Annotated in this window: 19 protein-coding genes and 3 tRNA genes; 11 read left to right on the top strand and 11 right to left on the bottom strand. The window is 71.2% G+C overall.

What is annotated here, in order from left to right:
* The first annotated feature begins 7 nt into the window (after positions 1-7).
* From AC4BGB_RS05365 to AC4BGB_RS05375, 3 genes are all read left to right on the top strand, one after another.
* Positions 8-1,426: an aminopeptidase P family protein gene (locus AC4BGB_RS05365; RefSeq protein ID WP_490545420.1), complete on the top strand. Its 1,419-nt coding sequence runs from the start codon at positions 8-10 to the stop codon at positions 1,424-1,426.
* 44 nt (positions 1,427-1,470) lie between these two features.
* Entirely contained in the window at positions 1,471-1,998 is a 528-nt protein-coding gene (locus AC4BGB_RS05370) for a hypothetical protein (protein WP_490545422.1), read from the top strand.
* A gap of 82 nt (positions 1,999-2,080) precedes the next feature.
* A tRNA-Arg gene (locus AC4BGB_RS05375) sits at positions 2,081-2,157 on the top strand.
* Between the two features lie 9 nt (positions 2,158-2,166).
* Here the strand turns inward: AC4BGB_RS05375 and AC4BGB_RS05380 are convergent.
* From AC4BGB_RS05380 to AC4BGB_RS05395, 4 genes are all read right to left on the bottom strand, one after another.
* Positions 2,167-2,562: a nuclear transport factor 2 family protein gene (locus AC4BGB_RS05380; RefSeq protein ID WP_490545424.1), complete on the bottom strand. Its 396-nt coding sequence runs from the start codon at positions 2,560-2,562 to the stop codon at positions 2,167-2,169.
* Positions 2,563-2,735: 173 nt separating this feature from the next.
* Positions 2,736-3,749: an adenosine deaminase gene (locus AC4BGB_RS05385; protein WP_490545426.1), complete on the bottom strand. Its 1,014-nt coding sequence runs from the start codon at positions 3,747-3,749 to the stop codon at positions 2,736-2,738.
* 12 nt (positions 3,750-3,761) lie between these two features.
* A complete protein-coding gene (locus AC4BGB_RS05390) occupies positions 3,762-4,505 on the bottom strand; it encodes a DsbA family protein (RefSeq protein ID WP_490545428.1) in 744 nt (247 codons plus the stop codon).
* Positions 4,505-4,972, bottom strand: coding sequence for a MauE/DoxX family redox-associated membrane protein (locus AC4BGB_RS05395; RefSeq protein ID WP_490545431.1), 468 nt, complete (start codon positions 4,970-4,972; stop codon positions 4,505-4,507). Before AC4BGB_RS05395 ends, AC4BGB_RS05390 begins: the two co-directional genes overlap by 1 nt.
* Before the next feature lie 49 nt (positions 4,973-5,021).
* On the opposite strand from AC4BGB_RS05395, the gene orn reads away from it, so the two are divergent.
* The 4 genes from orn to AC4BGB_RS05415 all read left to right on the top strand — a co-directional run bounded on the left by orn (position 5,022) and on the right by AC4BGB_RS05415 (position 8,312).
* Complete coding sequence (gene orn, locus AC4BGB_RS05400) at positions 5,022-5,651, top strand: oligoribonuclease (RefSeq protein ID WP_490545435.1); 630 nt, start codon at positions 5,022-5,024, stop codon at positions 5,649-5,651.
* A 35-nt stretch (positions 5,652-5,686) separates the two neighbouring features.
* A tRNA-His gene (locus tag AC4BGB_RS05405) sits at positions 5,687-5,762 on the top strand.
* A 175-nt stretch (positions 5,763-5,937) separates the two neighbouring features.
* On the top strand, positions 5,938-7,284 hold the full coding sequence (locus AC4BGB_RS05410; protein WP_490545437.1) for a hemolysin family protein: 1,347 nt from the start codon (positions 5,938-5,940) through the stop codon (positions 7,282-7,284).
* Entirely contained in the window at positions 7,281-8,312 is a 1,032-nt protein-coding gene (locus AC4BGB_RS05415; protein WP_490545439.1) for a hemolysin family protein, read from the top strand. Before AC4BGB_RS05410 ends, AC4BGB_RS05415 begins: the two co-directional genes overlap by 4 nt.
* Before the next feature lie 47 nt (positions 8,313-8,359).
* Here the strand turns inward: AC4BGB_RS05415 and AC4BGB_RS05420 are convergent, their stop codons facing one another.
* The 5 genes from AC4BGB_RS05420 to AC4BGB_RS05440 form a co-directional block, all read right to left on the bottom strand.
* Complete coding sequence (locus AC4BGB_RS05420; RefSeq protein ID WP_490545441.1) at positions 8,360-9,151, bottom strand: TetR/AcrR family transcriptional regulator; 792 nt, start codon at positions 9,149-9,151, stop codon at positions 8,360-8,362.
* Positions 9,152-9,163: 12 nt separating this feature from the next.
* Positions 9,164-9,610 (bottom strand): nuclear transport factor 2 family protein, encoded by a 447-nt coding sequence (locus AC4BGB_RS05425; protein WP_490545443.1) that lies wholly within the window; start codon positions 9,608-9,610, stop codon positions 9,164-9,166.
* Positions 9,611-9,684: 74 nt separating this feature from the next.
* Complete coding sequence (locus AC4BGB_RS05430; protein ID WP_490545446.1) at positions 9,685-10,959, bottom strand: NAD(P)/FAD-dependent oxidoreductase; 1,275 nt, start codon at positions 10,957-10,959, stop codon at positions 9,685-9,687.
* Entirely contained in the window at positions 10,956-11,276 is a 321-nt protein-coding gene (locus AC4BGB_RS05435) for a TraR/DksA family transcriptional regulator (RefSeq protein ID WP_490545447.1), read from the bottom strand. Before AC4BGB_RS05435 ends, AC4BGB_RS05430 begins: the two co-directional genes overlap by 4 nt.
* A 108-nt stretch (positions 11,277-11,384) precedes the next feature.
* Positions 11,385-11,561: a hypothetical protein gene (locus AC4BGB_RS05440; protein ID WP_490545449.1), complete on the bottom strand. Its 177-nt coding sequence runs from the start codon at positions 11,559-11,561 to the stop codon at positions 11,385-11,387.
* Between the two features lie 72 nt (positions 11,562-11,633).
* On the opposite strand from AC4BGB_RS05440, the gene AC4BGB_RS05445 reads away from it, so the two are divergent.
* Positions 11,634-13,211 carry a phytoene desaturase family protein gene (locus AC4BGB_RS05445; RefSeq protein ID WP_490545451.1) on the top strand — a complete coding sequence of 526 codons (1,578 nt, stop codon included), beginning with the start codon at positions 11,634-11,636 and terminating at the stop codon, positions 13,209-13,211.
* Positions 13,212-13,294: 83 nt separating this feature from the next.
* Here the strand turns inward: AC4BGB_RS05445 and AC4BGB_RS05450 are convergent.
* Positions 13,295-13,367, bottom strand: a tRNA-Lys gene (locus tag AC4BGB_RS05450).
* A gap of 184 nt (positions 13,368-13,551) precedes the next feature.
* On the opposite strand from AC4BGB_RS05450, the gene AC4BGB_RS05455 reads away from it, so the two are divergent.
* The 3 genes from AC4BGB_RS05455 (at position 13,552) to AC4BGB_RS05465 (ending at position 18,592) form a co-directional block, all read left to right on the top strand.
* On the top strand, positions 13,552-14,148 hold the full coding sequence (locus AC4BGB_RS05455) for a hypothetical protein (protein WP_490545453.1): 597 nt from the start codon (positions 13,552-13,554) through the stop codon (positions 14,146-14,148).
* Between the two features lie 157 nt (positions 14,149-14,305).
* Positions 14,306-16,360 (top strand): sensor histidine kinase, encoded by a 2,055-nt coding sequence (locus AC4BGB_RS05460; protein ID WP_490545455.1) that lies wholly within the window; start codon positions 14,306-14,308, stop codon positions 16,358-16,360.
* Positions 16,361-16,492: 132 nt separating this feature from the next.
* Positions 16,493-18,592, top strand: coding sequence for a sensor histidine kinase (locus tag AC4BGB_RS05465; protein ID WP_490545457.1), 2,100 nt, complete (start codon positions 16,493-16,495; stop codon positions 18,590-18,592).
* Positions 18,593-18,595: 3 nt separating this feature from the next.
* Here the strand turns inward: AC4BGB_RS05465 and AC4BGB_RS05470 are convergent, their stop codons facing one another.
* Positions 18,596-18,841 (bottom strand): DUF3618 domain-containing protein, encoded by a 246-nt coding sequence (locus AC4BGB_RS05470; protein WP_490545460.1) that lies wholly within the window; start codon positions 18,839-18,841, stop codon positions 18,596-18,598.
* Positions 18,842-18,869: the final 28 nt, after the last annotated feature.

Genomic DNA, 18,869 nt, shown 5'->3' on the forward strand with positions numbered 1-18,869 from the left:
TGGCATCGTGACTGATGCGACGGACACGAGCACCGAGGACCACACCGAGAGCCACGACCCGGCCGTTCCGCCGGCCTACGCGGCGTTCATGCGCACCGGTTGGGCCGAGCTCGAGCGCGACGTGCCGCGGCACCCGGTCGCCGACTGGACGCCCGCTCGCCGGCAGCGGCTGACCGAGCAGTTCCCCGGCGAGCGCCTGGTGATCCCGGCGGGCGGCTTCAAGGTGCGGTCCAACGACACCGACTACCGGTTCCGCTCCGAGACCGCGCACACCCACCTGTGCGGCAACCAGACCAGCGACGCCGTGCTCGTGCTCCGGGACGACGAGGTCGTGCTGTTCGCACGGCCGCGCAGCTCCCGTGAGACCGACGAGTTCTTCCGCGACAGGCAGTACGGCGCCCTCTGGGCCGGCCGCCGCCCCTCGCTGCCCGAGATCTCGGCCTCGCTCGACGTACCCACCCGGCACATCGACGACCTCGCCGAGCACCTCGCCGGCCCGGACAAGACCCGAGTCCTGCGCGGGGTGGACGCCCGCGTCGACGGCCAGCTGTCCGGCGACCGGGCCCGCGACCAGGAGCTCGCGCGCGTCCTTTCCGAGCTGCGCCTGGTCAAGGACGAGTGGGAGGTCGCGGAGCTGCAGCACGCCTGCGACATCACCACGCTCGGCTTCGAGGACTCCGTGCGGGAGTGGGACCGGGCGATCGAGCACGGTGAGCGCTGGATCGAGGGCACCTTCTTCCGTCGTGCCCGCGCGATGGGCAACGACATCGGCTACGACTCGATCGTCGGCGGCGGACGGCACGCGACCACGCTGCACTGGATCGAGAACACCGGCCCGATCACTCCGGGCGAGCTGGTGCTGCTGGACATGGGGGCGGAGGCGTCCTCGCTCTACACCGCGGACGTGACCCGGACGCTGCCGGTCGACGGGCGGTTCACCGGGGTGCAGCGCGACCTGTACTCCCTGGTGCTGCAGGCCCAGCAGGCCGGTCTGGACGCCGTACGTCCCGGAGCGGCGTTCCGGGCCCCCCACGAGGCCGCCATGTCCGTGCTCGCCCACGGGCTCGAGGACCTCGGGCTGCTGCCGGTGTCCGCGGAGGAGGCGCTCTCCCCCGACAGCCGGGTCTACGCACGGTGGACCCTGCACGGCACCAGCCACATGCTCGGGATGGACGTGCACGACTGCGCGGCCGCCGACACCGACATCTACCCCGGCGGCGATCTCGCCGAGGGAATGGTGCTCACGGTCGAGCCGGGACTCTACTTCCAGGAGGACGACCTGCTCGTCCCCGAGGAGCTGCGCGGCATCGGCATCCGGATCGAGGACGACGTGCTGGTCACCGCCGACGGAGCCCGCAACCTCTCCGCGGCGCTCCCCCGCGACCCAGACGAGATCGAGACCTGGATGGGCGAGCTCCGCGGCTGAGTCCACTCACCTCCGCGCACAGACCCACCGCTACCCTCCGGCGGATGAGTGACTCGTTCCGGCTGACCGTGCGGCGTACCACGATTGCCGACATGCAGCGGGCCGCTGCCGGCACCCGGAAGGAACAGCGGCTGCGCCACCCCGGCTACCGGGTCCGGATCGACGGCGACAGGCTCAAGCTCCGGTACGCCGGTAGCGGTTACACCCGCTCGGCGTGGCGGCTCGTGGCCCGCCTCGAGGAGCGGTCCTACGGCGTCGTCGTCACGGGGACCATGCGCCGGACCATCGCGGTCCTCTCCTGGTCGTGGCTCATCGTGGTCGGTGTGCTCCTCACCGCGGCCGGGGTCGGGATCGCCTCCGCGGAGGGGGCGGCACACCCGGGGACCTGGATCACCCTGACCGGCGGACCTGCCTTGGTCCTCATCGGCCTGCTCAACCTGATGCTCGACTCGGTCATGGGGTTCGGCGACGCGGCGGACGCGCGACACCTGCTGCGGGAGCTGTTCGAGCCGCCGGAACCAGAACCCGAGCCCGCCACCCGGGGCCGGCTGCGGCGGTTCCTGACCAGCTGACCCCTACGGCCGGGGACGACCGGGAAAAACAGCGACTACGGCATACTCGTTCCCCGGTGGGTCCGACTGCACGACCCATCCGGCCCCTGTAGCTCAGCTGGATAGAGCAAGAGCCTTCTAATCTCTAGGTCGCAGGTTCGACTCCTGCCAGGGGCGCCACAGCGCCGGTCAGCCGGCGGGCTGCTCCAGCTCGGCGCCCATCAGGGTCATCAGCTGGGTGAGCCCCTTGAACGGGCGCACCATCACGGTGAACTCGGTCAGGCGGCCGTCCGCGTCCCAGCGGATCATGTCGATGCCGTGCACGGTGAGGCCGTCGAGGTCGGCGATGAACTCGAGAACCGCCGAGCCCTCGTCCCACCACTCGTGCTCGTACCGCAGTGTCGGGCCGAGCACGGCCAGCGCTGCGGTGAGGTACGCCGTGGTCAGCGCCTTGCCCTCCTGGGGCGTGTGCACCGCCGGTGAGCGGAACACGCACTCCTCGGCGAGCAGCGCGTCGAGCCGGGCCGGGTCACCGGTGTCCACGACGTCGTGCCAGCGGGCAAGGGGCTCGGGGCGACGGCTCATGGGCTGAGCCTAGGGCGCCCGGATCGCGGGCACCTCGGGTGATCTCGTTCACACTCCGTGCGTGTCGGGTCAGGGCCACCGGACGAGGCGTCGTAGAAAGGGACCGGCCCTGGAAGGTATGAGCTTCCAGGGCCTCAGCCTTTCCCGGAGCCCTCAGCCGGAGCCGCTGCGCCTCAGCCCGCGACCGCCTTGTCGATCTCCCCCAGGATCCGGTCCTTCACGTCCTGCGGCGCGTACGACGCCCGCACCGCCGTACGGGAGAGGGAGGCGAGCCCCTCCTCGTCGAGGTCGAGCAGGTCGGCGGCGATGTCGTACTCGCGGTTCAGCGTGGTGCCGAACATCGGCGGGTCGTCGCTGTTGATCGTGACCACCACGCCCGCCTCGACGAAGGCCGGCAGCGGGTGCTCGGCCAGCGACGCCACGGCGCGGGTCGCGAGGTTCGAGGACGGGCACACCTCGAGCGCGATCCCGGTCTCCGCGAGGTGGGCCAGCAGCTCCGGGTCCCGGACCGCGGAGGTGCCGTGCCCGATCCTCTCCGCGCCCAGCACCCGCAAGGCGTCCCACACCGTCTCGGGCCCGGTCGTCTCCCCCGCGTGCGGCAGGCTGCGCAGGCCGGCCGCCCGGGCGGCGGCGAAGTGCCGCTCGAACTGCGGCCTGGGTACGCCGATCTCCGGCCCGCCCAGCCCGAAGCCGATCAGCCCGTCGGGACCGTGCTCGAGGGCGTACTCGAGCGTGGCGTCGGCGGCCGGGAGCCCGCTCTCCCCCGGGATGTCGTAGATCCAGCGCAGCACGATCCCGAAGTCACGCTCCGCGGCGACCCGGGCGTCCTCGATCGCCTCGGTGTAGCCCTCGATCGGGATGCCCACCGCGACGGAGGTGAACGGCGTGCAGGTCAGCTCGGCGTACCTCACCTGCTGGCCCTGCGCCATCTCGCGGGCGACCTCGTAGGTCAGCAGCCGGACGTCCGCGGGGGTGCGGACGAGGTCGACCACCGCGAGGTAGACCTCGATGAAGTGCGCGAAGTCCCGGAAGGCGAAGAAGTCCGCGAGCCGCTCCGGGTCGCTGGGCACCACGCCGGGGTGGCGCTCGGCGAGCTCGGAGACGATTCGTGGCGACGCCGACCCGACGTGGTGCACGTGCAGCTCGGCCTTGGGCAGGCGGGAGATGAACTCGCTGTGCGCAGACATGCGCCGAGCATGTCAGCCGTCGGCGAGCATCTTCTCCAGGCGATCCGCCATCTCCGTCAGCGAGTCGCCCTCGAGCGGCTTGCCGTCGACCAGGACCGTCGGCGTCCCCTGGATGCCGGCCTTGGTCGCCGCGTCCGTCGCCGCCTTGACGAACTCGGGGTTCGGCTCCCCGATCTTGTCCAGGACGGCCTTGTCCGTGACACCGGCCTCCTCGGCGAGCTTCTTGAGGTCCTCGACGTCCGGCTGGTCCCCGCCCGACTCGTAGGGCTGGTTCTCGAAGAGCAGGTCGTGGTACCTCAGCGCCTGCTCACCGGTGCCGCCCTCGAGGACCGCGCCCCAGGCGGTCAGGGCCAGGGTCGAGTACTCCTGCGACAGCAGCTTGAACGGCCGGTACTCCACCAGCGCGCGCCCGGCCTCGGCGTCGGTGTGCAGGAAGTCACGCGTCGCCGTCTCGAACTGGCGGCACGCCGGGCACAGGAAGTCCTCGTAGATGACCACCTTGGTGGCATCGGGGTTGTTGCCGACCACGAGCGTGGTCCCGCTGGCCACCGCCTTCGGGGTGGCCCCGGTGCTGGCGCCCGGCTTGGAGCTGTCGTCACCGCCGGAGAAGATCACGCCCGCGGCGACGATCGCGGAGAGCACCACGACCACGGCTGCGGCGATCAGCACCCGGCGGTTGCGTTCCTTCCTCGCGGCCTCCGCCTGGATCCTGGCGGCACGCTCGCTTCGTTCGCTCAGACGGTTCTTCTTCGACATCACACCTTCTCCGGTCGTGGGGGGAAGAGCACGTTGTCCACTGCCAACGGCGTACGTCGCAGCATGACGACGAGCCCTGAGAGCAGGATGAGCCCGATGTCGCGGGCGATCTCCCACGGGTACTTGCTGAAGGCGTCCGGATCCGGCCCGCCGTCACCGAAGCAGCCACAGTCGATCGCGATCCCGCGGCTCCATACAGAGATTATGCCGACGATGAAAGCCACCAGCAGTGCGGCCGAGAGGGCAGCGCTGGCACGGCGCAGGAGCCCGATCACGAGGCAGACCCCGATCACGACCTCGAGCATGGGCAGCACCCGGCCGACGGTGTCGGCGACCCCCAGGGGCAGCAACTGGTAGGCGCGTACGGCGCTGACGCTCGCCTCCGGATGGGGCAGCTTGATCGCGCCCGCCCAGATCCAGACGCCGCCGACGACGAGGCGAGCCACGAGTCCCGCCCACCCCCACATGGCTACACAGTAGAAGGCCGCTCGGGAGCGAGTGAGTAGGGTCGTGATCGTGAATGACCGACTCGTCTGGATCGACTGTGAGATGACCGGCCTCTCGATCGAGGCAGATGCCCTGATCGAGGTGGCGGCGCTCGTCACCGACTTCGACCTCAACGTCCTCGGCGAGGGCGTCGACATCGTGATCAAGCCCCCACCGGAGGCGCTCGACCAGATGGTGGAGTTCGTGCGCAACATGCACGTCTCCTCCGGGCTGCTCGACGAGCTCGACGCGGGCGCGACCATGGAGGAGGCCGAGGAGCAGGTGCTCGCCTACGTCAAGGAGTTCTGCCCCGACGGGAGCCGGCCGCCACTGGCCGGCAACACCGTCGCGACGGACCGGATGTTCCTAGCCCGCGACATGCCGAGCCTGGAGCAGTTCCTGCACTACCGGATCGTGGACGTGTCCTCGATCAAGGAGCTCTCCCGCCGCTGGTTCCCCCGCGCCTACTACAGCGCCCCGGCCAAGGGCGGCAACCACCGTGCCCTCGCGGACATCCAGGAGAGCATCGAGGAGCTGCGCTACTACCGCGAGGCGGTCTTCGTCCCCTCCCCCGGACCGGACTCCGCGACCGCCAAGCAGATCGCCGCGAAGCACCAGGCCGCCCTGACCGGCACCCGCCCGGTGTCGGAGGAGGGCTGAGGAACCGCTACACTCTTGCCTCGCAAGATCCCATGGTGGGTATAGCTCAGCTGGTAGAGCGCCGCCTTGTGGTGGCGGATGTCGCGGGTTCAAGTCCCGTTACTCACCCCAAGAGAAATCGAGCCCCTGACCTGCAGTGATGCAGGGCAGGGGCTCGATCGCTTCCCGGGGCCCCATGCCCCCGGATTCGCCTTGCGCCCGCTGGCTATTCTTTCCGCGTGGATGACCCTCCCCGAAGTCCGTGCCCCTCTGACCCAGCAGTCCCCAGCCCAGGGACGGTCAGGGGGTGGAACTCGTGAACGAGTGGATCATGTTGGGCATCGGCCTGGCCCTCACTGTGGGGACCGGGCTCTTCGTTGCCTCGGAGTTCGCACTGGTCAACCTGGACCGGCACGAGCTCGAGGGCCGCGAGAAGCAGGGCGAGAAGGGGCTCGGGGCCACGATCAAGGCCCTGCGGATCACCTCCACGCACCTCTCCAGCGCCCAGCTGGGCATCACCTTGACGACCCTGCTGACCGGGTACACGTTCGAGCCGGCCGTCAGCTCACTGCTCGTGAGCCCGCTCGGCGGGCTCGGCCTTCCCGACGGGGCCATCACCGCCGTCGGGGGCGTGATCGGCGTCCTGCTGGCGACGCTGTTCTCGATGGTGATCGGCGAGCTGGTCCCGAAGAACTTCGCCCTGGCGCTGCCGCTGGCGACCGCGAAGCTCGTGGTGCCGTTCCAGGCCGGGTTCACCACCGTGTTCAAGCCGGTGGTGCTGCTGCTGAACAACACCGCCAACAGCCTGATCCGGTCCATGGGGATCGAGCCGAAGGAGGAGCTCAGCGGCGCTCGCAGCGCTGACGAGCTGACCTACCTGATCCGGCACTCCGCGACCGCGGGCCTCCTCGAGGCCGACGAGGCGACCCTGCTCGACCGGACCCTGCGGTTCTCGGCGTACGACGCGGGCGACCTGATGACCCCCCGGGTCCAGATGACCGCGGTCAAGGTGACCGACACCGCTGCCGACGTGATCGCCCTCTCGGCCAGGACGGGTCACTCCCGGATGCCCGTGCTCGACGACGGCCCCGACGACATCGAGGGCTTCGTGCACGTGAAGAGCGCGTTCGCGGTGCCCCTGGAGGAGCGTGAGCAGGTCTCCGCGGCCGCGCTGATGTTCCCGCCGACCCGGGTGCCCGAGACGATGCCGGCCTCCAAGCTGCTGGCCGAGCTGCGCACCCGCGGGCTGCAGATCGCCGTGGTCACCGACGAGCACGGCGGCACCGCCGGCATCGTCACCCTCGAGGACCTGGTCGAGGAGCTCGTCGGCGAGCTCGAGGACGAGCACGACCACATCCGCTCCGCGATGACTCGCCGCGGCCGTTCCGTTTCCTTCGACGCCAGCTGGCGTCCCGACGAGGTCCGCGAGCGGACCGGCGTACCGGTCCCTGACGGCGAGGACTGGGACACCGTCGCCGGGTACGTCGTCGACACCCTCGAACGGATCCCCGAGCTCGGCGACGAGGTCCCGGTCGAGACCGGCATCCTGCGCGTCGAGCGCCTCGACGGACCCCGCATCGTCCGGTTGCGGTTCGTCCCGCTCGAGGCCACCGTCGCCGCCACCTCCGCCTCTACCCAGGAGAGCCTCCGATGAGTGAGTACCTGCCCGGCATCGCGTGGCTGGTGGTGCTGCTCGCGGGGAACGCCTTCTTCGTCGGCGCCGAGTTCGCCGTGATCTCCGCCCGACGCAGCCAGATCGAGCCCAAGGCGGCAGAGGGCAGCCGGGCCGCGAAGACGACGCTGTGGGCGATGGAGCACGCCACGCTGATGCTGGCGACCTCCCAGCTCGGCATCACGGTGTGCTCGCTGCTGATCCTGAACGTCTCCGAGCCGGCGATCCACCACCTGCTCGAGTACCCGCTGGGCCTCACCTCGCTCTCGGCGGAGTCGATCAGCGTGCTCGCGTTCGTCGTAGCGCTGGTCCTGGTGACGTTCCTCCATGTCGTGCTCGGAGAGATGGTGCCCAAGAACCTGGCCTTCTCCATCCCCGACCGCGCGGCACTGCTGCTCGCCCCGCCGCTCGTGCTGGTCTCCCGCGCGGTGCGCCCCGTGATCGCGTCGCTCAACGCCGTGGCGAACGGGGTCCTGCGCCTGTTCAAGGTCGAGCCGAAGGACGAGGCGAACAGCACCTTCACCCTGGAGCAGGTGGCCGGCATCATCGAGCAGTCGCAGCGAGAGGGACTCCTCGAGGACCACTCCGGCACCCTGGCGGGTGCGTTCGAGTTCACCGACAAGACCGTCGGTGAGGTGGAGGTTCCGCTGGACCAGGTCTTCACGCTGCCGGAGACGGCCAGCCCGGCGCAGGTCCAGCGGGCCGTGGTGGAGCACAACCACTCCCGCTACGTGGTCACCGATGAGAACGGCGCACCGTCGGGCTACCTGCACATGAAGGACGTGATGGACCTGTCCGCCGACGAGTTCGCCACACCGGTGCCGGAGAAGCGGATCAGGCGCCTGGTCGCCGTACCGCGAACCATCGCGCTCGAGGACGCCCTCGCCCACCTGCGGCACAACGGCGCCCACCTCGCGGTGACGGTCGACGAGCTGGGCGAGCCCGTAGGAGTGCTGTTCCTCGAGGACGCCATCGAGGTGCTCGTGGGTGAGGTCACCGACGCTGCCTGAGCCGGTGAGGCTCCAGTCACAGTGCCGCTGCGTGCCCTCCCCCGGCCTCAGCGGGAGTGGGTGCGGGCGAGCAGGGCGAAGGACGCGACGAGGCGCTCGAGTCCGAACCGGTAGGCGTGCTCGGGGTCGTAGGCGCTGCCTCGGGCGGCACCGGCGACGGACCCGATCCGCGCGGCGTACGGGTAGGTGGCCGGGTCCAGGAACCCGCCCAGCAGTGGCTCGACCGCGGCCCACCACTCGGCGTCGGAGCGGCCGTCCTCCAGCTGGGCCCGGTGGGCTGCCTGCCGCTCGAGCGCGTTGGCACACACGAACGACAGCAGGCAGCTCAGCGAGTCGTCGACCTCGAGGTCGGTAAGGCCGGAGCCGTCGAAGGCGCGCAGCTCCCGGTCGTACTTCGCCGTCTGCCCCGGCCCCAGCGGCGGCCGCGCCGTGGACACCGCGGCAGCCCACGGGTGGTCAACGAGCATCGTCCGGTTCGCGTCCGCAACCTGGCGGACCCGGTGCTGCCACGGCTGTTCCGGGTCCGGCCGCGGCGCACCGGTCGCGTACATGGCGCCGTAGACGGTGTCGAGCATCAGGTCGAGCAGCACGGTCCGGTTGGGCACATAGGTGTAGAGCGTCATCGCCGTCACGCCGAGGTCGCCGGCCAGTCGACGCATCGTCAAGGCCTCGAGACCGGCGGCGTCGCTCACCGCCACGGCCGCCTCCACGACCCGGTCCACGCTCAAAGCACGGGGACGTCCCAGACCACCTCCCGGCGAGCCCTGCGCCAGCTGCGCGCGCCACAGCAGGCGCAGCGTCTGCAGGGACACGTCCGCGGAGGTCCGATCACCGGTCACTGCCGCAGGCTCTCACTCCCCCCGCTGGCCCATCTGGTCAGCCCAGCCACCGGCGACCATGGTCTGGAACCGCCAGCCCTCCGGCGTCTTGATCAGCAGGTCGCCGTACCGCATGTGCTGCTCGTGCTCGCCGACCCGCATCGTCGCGTCGGTCACCACGAAGCACAGCGCGCGGCTCAGGAAGGTCGGGTGCCGGACCGAGGTCATCTCCACCTCGCCCGCGCCCGCCACGACGTCGCGCATCTGCGCCAGGAACCGCTCCCGGTCGCACGTGCCGACGACCCCGTGGCCCTCGGCGTCGTCGGTCACCTCGTTGATCGGGAACGCCGCCTGGTCCGCCATCGCGTCCAGGTCGCCGGCCTCCACCAACGCGTCGTAGTGGGCGAACCACGCGAGCACCTCGCGTGTCTCCTGCTCGAAACCGGTCGCCGCCTCGGGCTCCATGATGGACTCAGTCATGCCGCTCCTATTTATATACGGTGTATATAAATAGCACTCGGCAGTGGCCCACACAAGAGGTGGCCGAGTCAGGTTCAGCGCAGGGGGTCGAACGCGGTGAGCTCCGCGGGGTTGACCCCGGTGCAGATCCGCTCGGCCAGCAGCCGGCCCGTCACGGGCCCCAGGACGATGCCCCACATGCCGTGACCACCAGCGGCGAACACCCGCGGCGACGTGGTGGCCCCAACGAGTGGCAGCCCGTCAGCCGTGCACGGACGCGACCCCACCCACTCGTCCTCACGGGTGTCGAGGTCCAGGCCCTCCAGCAGTGGTCCGGCCGCGGCGACGATGGCCTCCACCCGGCGCGGGTCCAGCGGTGCGTTCGGTGGGCGGAACTCCATCATCCCCGCGACGCGGAGCCGGGGCCGCTCCTCGGAGTGCATCGGCGTACAGGCGACCCGCTGGGCCGGGAAGTACACCGGCCCGCCCACGGGACGGTCCATCGCGACGCTGAAGCTGTAGCCGCGACCCGCCTGCACCCCACGTCGTACGCCGAACCGGGCGGCCAGCTCGTCGAGCCAGGCCCCGTTCGCCAGGACCGCGGCGTCGAAGCGGTGCTCCTCCCCCGTGGAGGCGACCACCGTCACTCCCCCGTGCTCGTCGCGGACCTGCTCGACATCCACCCCCTCGCGGATCACGCCGCCCCGCGCCCGCACCGATGCGGCGAGGGCGTCCATGAACTCGGGCGGGTTGAGGTAGCGCTGGCCGTGGATCCGGATCGCGGCGCCCACCTCGCCGGAGAGGGCGGGCTCGTCGCGCCGTGCCTCCTCACCGGAGACGGCCTCGAACTTCACGTCCTGGCCGGCGGCGTGGATGTGCCCCAGCTCCTCGAGCAGGGTCGCCCGCTCGGCCTCGCTGCGATAGCAGGCCAGGAACGGGTCGGCCGCGTGGGTGCGGGCCGTGACCCCGCCCTCGGCCAGTCGGTCGAACCCGTCGAGCGCGAGCGCGTTGACCGGCGCGTAGGCGCGCATCCCGAGCCCCCACCTGCGCTCGGTGCTGTGCCGCGCGAACCCGGCCAGGAAGCGGAGGAGCTTCGGCTGCGGGCGGAGCGGGACGTAGACCGGCGAGGAGGGGCTGAGCACCGCGCGCACGCCGTAGGTCAGCACCGCCGGCTCCGGCAACGGGGTGGTGATCCCCGGGGTCAGCCAACCCGCGTTGCCCCACGAGGAGCCGGCCGCCACGTGCGCCCGGTCGAGCACGGTGACCTCGACCCCACGCTCCTGGAGGAACCAGGCGGTGGACAGGCCGACCATCCCGGCCCCCACGACGACGACGTGGCGCGGAGGGGCGGTGAGGCCGCCTTGACTCACCACCGGGGCTGCTCGGTGCAGCGCGTGCAGCGCGTGGCCCAGGGGCGCAGCTCCAGCCGGCCCACCGAGATCGGGTCCGCACAGCTCATGCAGGTGCCGTAGCGCCCGGCCGCGAGGCGCTGGCGCGCGGTGCGCACCTCGTCGAGGATGCGCTCGACGCTGGCGCGGTGAGCGGCGGCCACGACGTCGAGGTCGTGGCTCGGCAACGAGTCGAGGTGCTCCTGGCGGGAGGTCTCGAACCGTTCGAGCTGCGCGTCGAGTTCGTCGTGGGTGAGGTGGCCCGAAGAGAGGCGCGGAGAAACGCTGGAGGTGGTCATGTTCGTGTCCTTGGCTTTCGAGGGCGCGCGGCGAGGTCGCAGGCGCGCAGGGAGGGAGGAGCACCCGGTCGGATCAGGTCCGGCCGGGCCGGCAGTGGCCGTCGAAGGTCAGGGACGAACGGGCGGGGCGCGGTCGACGCTGCGGCGCAGCACGTCGAGCCCGCGGATGCCGCGGGCCTCCTCGCTCAGCTGGACAGCGAGCAGCGCGGCACCGGAGGGCACGTGCGCAGGCAGATGGGTCGAGTCGGCTGACGCCGTCGTCCCCATCGCTGCCTGGATGCCCATGCTGGCGACCATAGCAATCGGCTGCGCGACCTGCCCTATTCTCGCGAGCATGCACACCGCGGGCACACTGAGATGAGCGCGCCGAGGCGTTCGAGCTACGACGTGGTGGTCGTCGGTGGCGGGCACAACGGGCTGGTCGCGGCGGCGTACCTCGCTGGAGCCGGTCTCTCCGTGCTCCTGCTGGAACGGCTCGACCACACCGGGGGCGCGGCGATCAGCACCGAGGCCTTCCCCGGTCTCGGCGCGCGGCTCTCGCGGTACTCCTACCTCGTCTCGATGCTCCCCGAGCAGGTCGCCCGCGACCTCGACCTCGGCGTGGAGCTGCGGTCTCGGCGTACGGCGTCGTACTCCCCCACGGTGCGCGACGGCCGGCACCTCGGGCTCCTCGTGGAGCACGAGGAGGGCGAGGCCACCCGCGCGTCCTTCCGCGCGCTCACCGGCAGCGACGAGGAGTACGACGCCTGGCGCACCTTCTACGGCGAGGTCTCCCGGCTGGCCGAGGCCGTGGCGCCCACGCTGGTGCGTCCGCTGCCCACCGCCGGGGAGGTGCGTGACCTGGTCGGGCCCTCCCTGTGGGAGGCAGTCGTGGAGCGGCCGCTCGGCGAGGTGATCGAGCAACGCTTCCGCGACGACCTCGTGCGCGGGGTGGTCGCGACCGACGCCCTGATCGGCACCTTCGCCGACCTCCACGACCCGTCGCTGGTGCAGAACCGGTGCTTCCTCTACCACCTGATCGGCAACGGGACCGGCGAGTGGCGGGTGCCGGTCGGCGGCATGGGCGCAGTCACCACGGCGATGCTGCGCAGCGCCACCGTCCGGGGCACCGAGGTGCTCACGAGCGCCCGGGTGAGCGCGATCCGGGGCGACGCCGACGGGACCGAGGTCACCTGGGAGGACGGCGGCGGCAGCCACTCCGTACGGGCCCGGCACGTGCTCTCCAACGTGGCCCCCTGGACCCTGCAGGGCCTCCTCGGGGACGAGCCGACCCGCGGGCCCCGCCCGTCCGGCTCCCAGCTGAAGGTCAACTTCCTGCTCTCCCGGCTGCCGCGGCTCAGGTCCGGGCACGACGCCGCGGACGCGTTCGGAGGGACCTTCCACGTGGCCGAGGAGTACTCCGCGCTGTCGCGCGCCCACGCGCAGGCGGCATCCGGCTCGATCCCGGCCACGCCTCCCGGTGAGTTCTACTGCCACTCCCTGACCGACCCCTCGATCCTGGGCCCGCTGGCGGCGCAGGGCGTGCACACGTTGACCTACTTCGGGCTGCACATGCCCGCGGAGCTCTTCTCCGGCGACCGCGAGGCGCAGCGTGACGAGGCCGTACGACGGGCGATCGCCGCCGTCGACGTACATCTGGAGGAGCCGCTGATGGACTGCGTCCTGGTCGGCCCCGACGGGCGACCGTGCCTGGAGGCGAAGGTGCCCCAGGACGTGGAGGACGACCTCGCGATGCCCGGCGGGCACATCTTCCACGGCGACCTCAGCTGGCCGTGGGCCCCCGACGACGAGGCGCTGGACACCCCGGCCCGGGAGTGGGGCGTGGCCACGGCGCTCGACTCCGTGCTGGTGTGCGGCTCGGGCGCCCGGCGCGGTGGTGCCGTGAGCGGGCTCGGCGGCCACAACGCGGCGCAGGCGGTGCTCGCCGCACGCTAGGCCGACACAGGAGGGCCGTCCCGGAACGGGAAGAGGCCCTTCCCGATGCTGCTGAGAAGGACCTCTACCTGTGTGACCTGCGGTGCGCCAGCAGGGACTTGAACCCCGAACCCGCTGATTAAGAGTCAGCTGCTCTGCCAATTGAGCTACTGGCGCTTGAAGCGTCAGAACCTTAACAAGGCGATGCCGTCACCTCCAAAACGGGGTCGTCCTCCGCCCTTGCGCGACCCGCCCCGGCCCACCGGACCACGGGCGCAGTTTGCGCGACGAAGGGGCCGGGTACCCCTCGACCGGAGGAGAGACGCCGGTGGAGAGCCGGTGTCACAACCAGGGAGCGAACATGAAAACGGTCATCATCATCCTGGTCGTGCTTGCCGTCCTGCTGGCGGCAGCACTGATCTGGACCGCGATGAAGCGGAAGAAGGACCAGGTCGGTCGCCAGCGCGCCGGAGAGCTGCGCTCGGAGGCCGCGGGAGTCGCCGCCGAGAAGCGCGAGCGGGAGGCCCGCGCCCGGGAGGCCGAGGCCGAGGCCGAGCGGGTCCGCGCCCAGGCCGACCAGCTCGAGGTGCGCGCCCAGGAGGAGCGCACCGGCTACGACCAGACCCGTGCCCAGGAGGAGCACTCCCTGCGCGAGGCGGACCGGCTCGACCCCGACGTGGACCACCGTGATCCCGAGTACCGGCCCGGCCACAACGAGACGGGCGACGAGACCGGCCGCGAGACGGGCCGCGAGACCGGCCGCGACCCGGGCCTCAACGGCTCCCCGACCCGCCACGGCGACCACCCGGGTCAGGAGCCCGACTGGTCGCGTGACGAGCCGGTGGACCAGCCCGGAGGCGGATCGCACCGGTACTCCGCGGGGCCGGCCAACCCGGTGCCGCCCGGCCCGGAGACGATCGTGCCCGAGGACGAGCAGGGCCGTCGCGACCAGATCTGAGCGGTTCTCCAGGCGCAACCTGAATCTGCGAAGCGGCCACGGCAGGGAGAAAATGCTGGTCTAGTGACTCTCGGAACCTCGCGCAGCCCGGCAGCGATGTCGACAGCGCGCTGGTTCGCGCCCCGGGAAGTGCCCGTGGCCGAGGACGGGAGGCCACGTGTCCAGGTCCCCCCGCACGCGCGTCGTAGGCCTGCTCCTGGTCCTGATCGGCGTCCTTGGCTACTTCGCCGTGAAGTTCTCGGACCCGGACACGCACGTGGCGGGGATGTGGCCGGTCGGCCTCGCCTCGGGTTTGTTCGTCTACGTCTCCAGCGCCAGGCTGCCGTGGGCCTCGGCAGCCGTGCTCGTCCTGGCTTTCGCCAGCATCGACCTCGGCGGGTATCCCTCGGTCGTGGCGGCCGGGTACGCCGTGAGCATCCTGGTCGAGGGACTCCTCACCCAGCACCTCCTCGGGATGAGGTGGGGTGAGCGGCGCCGGCTCGACGACGACCTCGACATGGGTCGCTACACCGTCGCTGCGGTGGTCGGGGCAGCCACCGGCTCGGCCCTGTTCGCGCTCGTCTCCCTGGCCACCGGCTTCGGGGTGCCCTGGGCGGTGGGAGTGGCCGCCTTCACCGTCCACCTGGCTTCGCAGCTGACCCTCCTGGCCTTCTTCATGGAGGAGGTTCGCCTCCCGGGCGTGAGCGGCCGCGTGGAGCGGGTGACCCGCTGGACCCTCACCGTCCTCGCCACCGTGCTGGCCTTCGCTCCCACCACGCTCTCCGGGGCCCTGTTCTTCCTGCTGCCCCTGCTGGGCTGGACGGCCCTGCGGGGCTCCATGCGCGAGGCGCTGTGGCAGCTGCTGATGGTGGGGGTCATCACCAGCACGCTGGTCGGTGCCGGACGTGGTCCGTTCGTGGGGTTCGAGACGTTGGGCCTCCGCCCCGCGGAGCTCGACGTGATCCCCCACCAGACCTTCCTGCTCAGCTGCGCGCTGGTGTGCCTGCCGTTCGCCATGGCCGTGAACCGCCAGCGCCACACCGCGATGGAGAAGGCGCACGAGCGCGAGCGCCTGCGCCGTATCGTCGAGGGAGCCACGGCGATGGCGATCATCGAGACCGACGTCCACGGCCGGATCACCTTGTTCAACCCCGGGGCTGAGGCGATCCTCGGCTACTCCGAGGCGGAGGTCCTCGGCAGGCTCCCGGCGATGTTCCATCCCGCCGAGGACATCGCCCGGCAGGCCCGGGCGCTCGGGGTGCCCGCCGACCCGATCCACGTGGGGCTGGCCCATGCCGCCACCGGCACCGGCCCTCGCGACTGGAGCTACGTCCGCAAGGACGGGGCGGTCCGGTCGATGTCGATGTCCGTGGTCCCCATCGAGGACCACCGCGGGTCGGTCGTGGGCCACCTGATCACCTCCGAGGACACCACCGAGCGGGTCCGGACCCAGGAGGCCCTCGAGGCCGCGCTGGTCACCGAGAGGCGTGCGGTCGCCCGGCTCACCGAGGTCGACCGGACCAAGGATGCCTTCGTCTCCAGCGTCAGCCACGAGCTGCGTACGCCGATCACCAACATCGTCGGCTACCTCGAGCTCCTCATCGACGGGGCGTACGGCGAGCCGACCGAGCCCCAGACCCGGGCGCTGGAGCGCATCGACACCAACAGCCACCGCCTGCTCGAGCTCATCGACGACCTGCTCACCCTCTCCAGGATCGAGTCCCTCGACGCGGACCTCACCCAGGAGCCGGTGGACCTGCGAGACGTCATCCGGCGTACCGGCACCAAGGTCGGCAGCGACCTCAGCGACCGCGGGCAGCGGCTGGACCTGCAGCTGCCGAGCGAGCCCGTGGTCGTGCTCGGCGACGAGGGACACCTCGAGCGGATGGTCTCCAACCTGGCCACCAACGCGGTCAAGTTCACCCCCGACGGCGGCACCATCGTGCTCCGGCTGCGGACCGACGGGGCGGGACCTGCCATCGAGGTCCAGGACACCGGGGTCGGGATCCCTCCCGAGGAGCAGGCCATGCTGTTCAACCGGTTCTACCGCTCCAGCTACGCCCAGACCGAGGCGATCCGGGGCAGCGGGCTCGGCCTGTCCATCGCCCGCAGCATCGCCCAGCGCCACGGCGCCCAGATCAGCGCCACCTCCGCACCCGGACGCGGATCGGTGTTCCGGGTGACCTTCGGCGAGTCGCCGAAAGGCGTGCCCACGCCTCGCGCACCCACCTGAGACCGAGTCCGATCCCACGAAAATCCTAGAAGGCCCGCAATTGGGTCGCGCCTCCTTTACCGTACAAATGCGGTGTACCCGACTCTGGTAGACCGATTGGCCCATCGGCGCGAGACACGAAGGACGGGTGCGTTGCACGGCTCCCGAGCGAACCGCCTGCTGGCGACCTGCCTTTTGGTGGCCGCCCTGCTGCTGGCGGTGCGCGGAATGCGCACCACCCCCGAGTCGGACCTGATCGCCCCCTGGTGGCCGGCGACCGCCCTGGTGACGGCCGTGCTCATCCTGTCTCCCCCGCGCCACGTGCGCCTGATCGTGGGCCTCGGTGGCCTCCTCGCGCTCGCCGCCAGCCTGGTCGCGGGGCGCGGGATCGTCTTCGCGACCGGCTTCGGGATCGCCAACGCCGTGGAGGCGCTGCTCATCCTGCGCTGGCTCACCGGGTTCGAGGTGGACCGGCCCCAGTTGCGCGGCTGGCTCGACTACCGCCGCTGGCTTCTCGGCATCACCGTCGGCAGCTGCGCCGCCGGCGCCATCACCGCCCTCACGATCGGTCTCACCGGCGGCACCGACCTGTGGCGGCCGATGATGTGGATCGCGGTCACTCACTTCGGTGCCCAGGCGGTGGTCCTGCCCCTGGTGATGCGCCAGCCGCGGCGCAAGGTGCGGGTCTCGGCCGTGGAGATCCTGAGCCACCTCTCCCTACTCACCCTGGGCGCGTTCATGTGCTTCGGCGCCGACGCCACCGAACCGGTCGCGTTCCTGCTCCTGCCCCTGCTGATGTGGGCGGCGGCGCGGTTCACCTCCACCTGGGCAAACATCGAGCTGGCTGGGGTCGCGATCGGGATGGCGCTGCTCTCCGCCCTGGATCGGGGGCCGTTCGTGGAGATCACCGACAGCTCCCCCGCGCTGGCGATCGCGGCCAGCGCCCAGATCTTCGTGGCCGTCGGCGCCGTGACCTCGGTGGCGTTCTCGGTCGCCATGGGCAACCTGCACGACTCGCTGCGCCGGATCCGGGAGAACGAGGTCCAGCTGGGCCAGCTGCTGGACTCCGCGAGCGGTACGGCGTTCATCGCCACCGACCTCGACGGGCTGATCACGTGGTTCAGCCCCGGGGCCGAACAGCTGCTCGGCTACTCGGGAGAGCAGGTGGTGGGGCGGCTGACCCCCGCCCCGTTCCACGAGAGCCGCGAGCTCGCGGCCCGGGCCCGGGAGCTGGGGATCCCGGTCGGGTACGGCGTCGTCACCCATGCGGTCGCCAACGGCACCGAGCAGGACACCCGTGACTGGACGTTCGTACGCCGCGACGGCAGCCGGCTGACGGTGTCGCTGAGCGTCACCGCCGTGCGCGACGACGACGGCCGCCCGCAGAGCTACCTCAGCGTGATCCGGGACGTGACCGACCGGCGGGCCGCCGAGCAGGCTCTGGTCTTCGCCCTGGACAAGGAGCGCGAGACCAACCGGCGGATGCTGGACCTCGACCGGGCCAAGGGCGAGTTCGTCTCGACCGTGAGCCACGAGCTGCGCACGCCCCTGACGAGCATCGTCGGCTACACCGAGCTGCTCGCCGACGACCTGTCCGAGAACCTCAGCGGGGAGCAGCACGAGCTGGTCGAGCGGATCGACCGCAACGCCGAGCGGCTGCTGCACCTGGTCGAGGACCTCCTCACCCTGGCGCGGATGGAGGACGACGACCTCTCCCTGGACCGGGTCGAGACCGACCTGCGCACGGCCGTCCAGGCGGCGGCCGACGAGGTCTCGCACGCGGCGCACAAGGCCCGGGTCTCACTGGAGGTGAACCTCCCGGCCATGCCCGTGATGCTCCAGGGCGACCCGGAGTACCTCGAGCGGCTGGCGCTCAACCTGGTCAGCAACGCGGTGAAGTTCACCAGCGCCGGCGGCTCCGTCGAGGTCGGCGTCGAGGTGGAGGGCGATGTCGCCTCGCTGCGCGTCGCGGACACCGGGATGGGGATCCCACCCGAGGAGCAGGGCCGGCTGTTCCAGCGGTTCTTCCGCTCCTCGCTGGCAAGCGAGCACGCGATCCAGGGCACCGGTCTCGGGCTGCACATCGTCCAGTCCATCGCCGAGGCCCACAACGGCCGGATCGACTTCGAGTCGACGCCGGGCGTGGGCACGACGTTCGTGTTCGTCGTACCGCTGCTGGACGCGCGTGGCCTGCCGGAGACGGTGACCGCCGAGCAGCACGAGCCGGCCAGGTCCCGGCGGTCGGTCACCTGAAGGTCAGCTGACGACCTTGCGCACGAGCGCGAACAGCGCGATCACCCCGACGACGCCGCCGACGACCTTGACGATGTTGTCCTGGCGGGGGGCGCCGGTCGAATCCACGAAGTAGGCCTTCACCGAGGCGACCTCGCGGCGCGCGATCGTCTTCGGGCTGGCCCGGTGGACGAGCTGGTCGATGGTGGCGCCGAGGCGCTCGCGAGTCTGCTCGATCTGGTCCTCGAGGGACGACACCTGGTCGGACACAGTCCTTGGCTCCTTCGCGTCACGCACG

Source organism: Nocardioides sp. Z30_9 (genome assembly GCF_058215735.1).

Excerpts from the sequence above, each read along its gene's own strand:
- AC4BGB_RS05370 (WP_490545422.1), top strand. The coding sequence starts at position 1,471 with ATGAGTGACTCGTTCCGGCTGACCGTGCGGCGTACCACGATTGCCGAC.
- AC4BGB_RS05380 (WP_490545424.1), bottom strand. The coding sequence starts at position 2,562 with ATGAGCCGTCGCCCCGAGCCCCTTGCCCGCTGGCACGACGTCGTGGAC.
- AC4BGB_RS05385 (WP_490545426.1), bottom strand. The coding sequence starts at position 3,749 with ATGTCTGCGCACAGCGAGTTCATCTCCCGCCTGCCCAAGGCCGAGCTG.
- AC4BGB_RS05390 (WP_490545428.1), bottom strand. The coding sequence starts at position 4,505 with ATGTCGAAGAAGAACCGTCTGAGCGAACGAAGCGAGCGTGCCGCCAGG.
- AC4BGB_RS05395 (WP_490545431.1), bottom strand. The coding sequence starts at position 4,972 with ATGTGGGGGTGGGCGGGACTCGTGGCTCGCCTCGTCGTCGGCGGCGTC.
- AC4BGB_RS05415 (WP_490545439.1), top strand. The coding sequence starts at position 7,281 with ATGAGTGAGTACCTGCCCGGCATCGCGTGGCTGGTGGTGCTGCTCGCG.
- AC4BGB_RS05425 (WP_490545443.1), bottom strand. The coding sequence starts at position 9,610 with ATGACTGAGTCCATCATGGAGCCCGAGGCGGCGACCGGTTTCGAGCAG.
- AC4BGB_RS05435 (WP_490545447.1), bottom strand. The coding sequence starts at position 11,276 with ATGACCACCTCCAGCGTTTCTCCGCGCCTCTCTTCGGGCCACCTCACC.
- AC4BGB_RS05440 (WP_490545449.1), bottom strand. The coding sequence starts at position 11,561 with ATGGGCATCCAGGCAGCGATGGGGACGACGGCGTCAGCCGACTCGACC.
- AC4BGB_RS05445 (WP_490545451.1), top strand. The coding sequence starts at position 11,634 with ATGAGCGCGCCGAGGCGTTCGAGCTACGACGTGGTGGTCGTCGGTGGC.
- AC4BGB_RS05455 (WP_490545453.1), top strand. The coding sequence starts at position 13,552 with ATGAAAACGGTCATCATCATCCTGGTCGTGCTTGCCGTCCTGCTGGCG.